This is a genomic window from Serratia sp. (in: enterobacteria) (assembly GCF_046715635.1).
Lineage (GTDB): Bacteria > Pseudomonadota > Gammaproteobacteria > Enterobacterales > Enterobacteriaceae > Chania.
The window spans coordinates 1-2,560 of sequence record NZ_JBKJYW010000176.1 but is presented as its reverse complement, the minus strand read 5'-3'; the positions used below and the strand labels follow the sequence as shown (position 1 = coordinate 2,560).

Here is a 2,560-nt window from a genome sequence, read left to right as displayed (position 1 = left end):
CGGGATGAACCCGTCGTTCACGCGCTTCACCAGTTCCTCGACCTCCACACTTGCCTGATAGCGTCGGATACTTGCGTACATCGTTTGCTCCTTTCCAACCGAACTCGATTGATGTGCAACGGAACTTCCCTTTGTGCGTACTCCTGCCCACACGATACGACGGTGGTCAATCCTTCGTGAGCGTACGAGCAATCACAAAGCAAGAACACTCGCGGGGCAAAAAGAAACCCACAACAACAGCCGATTGATTACAATCTTGAGTTTAGAGTTGCAAGTAAACCAAGGGTGCTCGTACTTTAACAAAAAGCGAAACTGCTGGTAAAAGCATGTCTAGGAATGAGAAAGGAGGAAAACATGCTCATCCAACAGTTTCGACAAACAGTATACCAGATTTTCGGTCAACGAGCGGACGCCAGCCTGGACATGATCGATGCGATGACAGTGGCCGGCCAGGTGACATCGCCGGTGGCGTTGAGTGAAAATGGTCTCTTTCGCCGGCAGTACAGTTCGGTGTACGATGTGCTGCGGGCGGGGGAGATCGAAGGCGAGGCGCTGGCGCAAGCGCTGTACAACCATCAACCGCCGGAGAGCGAGACCGTGGCCGGCTATGAAGTCTATGCGGTCGATGCCACGGATAACGAACGCCCCAGTGCCGAGACGGCGGGCGAACGGGGACTGCTGAAGCACAACGTGCGGGAGGTCGCTCGGGAGGGCTACAAGTTTTCCTGGCTCGTGCGGCTGGTAGGTTGGCGCAGTTCGTGGGTGGCACCGATTGATGTGCAACGCGTCAAGCCAGCGAGCACCGACAATGTCACCGCCGTGGAGCAGGTCAAGCGTTTGGATGCGATGAGTGCGCGGCGCAAGGTGGTGGTGGCCGACAGCTTGTACGCCAATGTGGTCTTTCTGTCGATCTTCTTGTTCGTCACGACGGTGGTGGGTCTGGTGCGGCTGCGCAACAACCAGGTCTTGTATGAAGAACCACCACCCCGCCGCCAGGGTCAGCGGGGTGCCCCGCGCAAGCACGGTGCCAAGTTCAAGCTGGCGACTCCCCCTCGCCCCCCAGACCAGAGCGACACCATCACCTTGCTGGGACAGAGCGTGCGCATCCGAGCCTGGCAGCAGTTGCACCTGCGCAAACTCGCCTTGCTGGTGGGCATGGTGCTCTGCGTTGAGTTCTTGCGCAAGGACTCAACGCCCCGCTTTCGCTATCCGCTCTGGCTCTTGTGGACGGGTCCGACTGACGTGCCGCTGGCCGACATCGCCCGCATCTATCTTTGGCGCTTTGCCATTGAGCATGCTTTTCGTTTTCTCAAGCAACATTTGGGCTTGAAGGCCAATCAGTCCACCAACCTGGTTAGCATTGAACGCTGGATGTGGTTCTGTGCGATTGCCTATCTGCAACTCTTGCTCATGCGTCAGCAAGTCGATGATCTGCGTCCGGCCTGGCACCCTAAGCCGAATGCCACCCAACCACGCTTGCTCACGCCCGGTCAAGTCCAACGTGCCGCCCACCGCTTTTTGGCTCGGCTCGGCACACCGGCCCAATCACCCAGACCCGCCGGAAAAGGCACTGGGCGCCGCCAAGGTTTCTGTCCCAAGGCTCGCACCCGCCATCCGGTCGTCAGAAAGTTGAAAAAACGCCCAAAACCCAAGCGCAAGGCCGTTGTTTAGCCGCTTCGCTGCGTTTTCTGGACGACTGTTTGTTTGTTAAGGTGCAATTGCTAGGGTTGCACCCTATTCGTGCTACCCTGCCTGCGGGTTTATCCCGTACTTGTCACGCACTGCGTCTCTAAAGTCAAGTCCTTAGCAACTTTCTTGAAATAATCAATACTCCCGCTCTCCGTAGACCCGTGCCCTGCCGTGGGCGGCACCGTTTTGCCGTCGCCGGTCTCGTCCACAGCGGCGCAGGCGACCCCTGCCTGCTGCGCCGCTCTATCTCACCAACGTAACTTTTGGTCACTTTTACGCCGAATATGGCTTCTTCCGATTTACTGTTCGGTTACTTGCTCGCCAGCGCGGCATAGCCAGGTCCTGCGCTGAAATACCGGGCGTTCAATTCCGTGGTGTAGACCTGCGCGGCGGGCAGATCCTCTTCGGGTAAGATCGCATCCACCGGGCATTCGGGAACACAGGCGCCGCAGTCGATGCAGGTATCCGGATCAATGTAGTACCACGGCCACTCCGCTTCCGGGATGCCGGGGACGATGCAGTCCACCGGACACACATCGACGCAAGCCCCGTCGCGAATACACAGGTCAAAGATTACATACGTCATGGGTCAAAGCCTCCTCTTGGCACAGGCTGAGGGTCCTCGCGCACAAGGACAGAACTGTCTAGAGTGGGTTGTGTAACGTGTACAATTTGCACTCTCATTATCGCGCCAGTTGTCAAGCAGGCTATCGCTCATCTTCATCGGCGGCAGGTACTTTTCAGCATGCGCACTCTCTATCCGAAGAGACAGGAATCCATTAGCTAGCTCCTTTTCCTTCTCCTTGTATAATCAAGTGAGGGAAGGGCGGTTCAGGTAGGCGTGACCTTCCCCATGTGAGATCTCATATGG

Annotated in this window: 2 protein-coding genes; one reads left to right on the top strand and one right to left on the bottom strand. The window is 57.2% G+C overall.

Annotated features, from left to right (window positions below; all coding sequences use genetic code 11):
• The first annotated feature begins 354 nt into the window (after window positions 1-354).
• A complete protein-coding gene (locus ACLQ7H_RS08680; RefSeq protein ID WP_411752316.1) occupies window positions 355-1,671 on the top strand; it encodes a transposase in 1,317 nt (438 codons plus the stop codon).
• Window positions 1,672-1,999: 328 nt separating this feature from the next.
• Here ACLQ7H_RS08680 and ACLQ7H_RS08675 read toward each other — a convergent pair whose 3' ends face one another.
• On the bottom strand, window positions 2,000-2,275 hold the full coding sequence (locus ACLQ7H_RS08675) for a ferredoxin family protein (RefSeq protein ID WP_411752315.1): 276 nt from the start codon (window positions 2,273-2,275) through the stop codon (window positions 2,000-2,002).
• Window positions 2,276-2,560 lie beyond the last annotated feature (285 nt).

What these genes read in the sequence shown, in the direction of transcription:
- ACLQ7H_RS08680 (WP_411752316.1), top strand. Translation starts at nt 355, where the DNA reads ATGCTCATCCAACAGTTTCGACAAACAGTATACCAGATTTTCGGTCAA.
- ACLQ7H_RS08675 (WP_411752315.1), bottom strand. Translation starts at nt 2,275, where the DNA reads ATGACGTATGTAATCTTTGACCTGTGTATTCGCGACGGGGCTTGCGTC.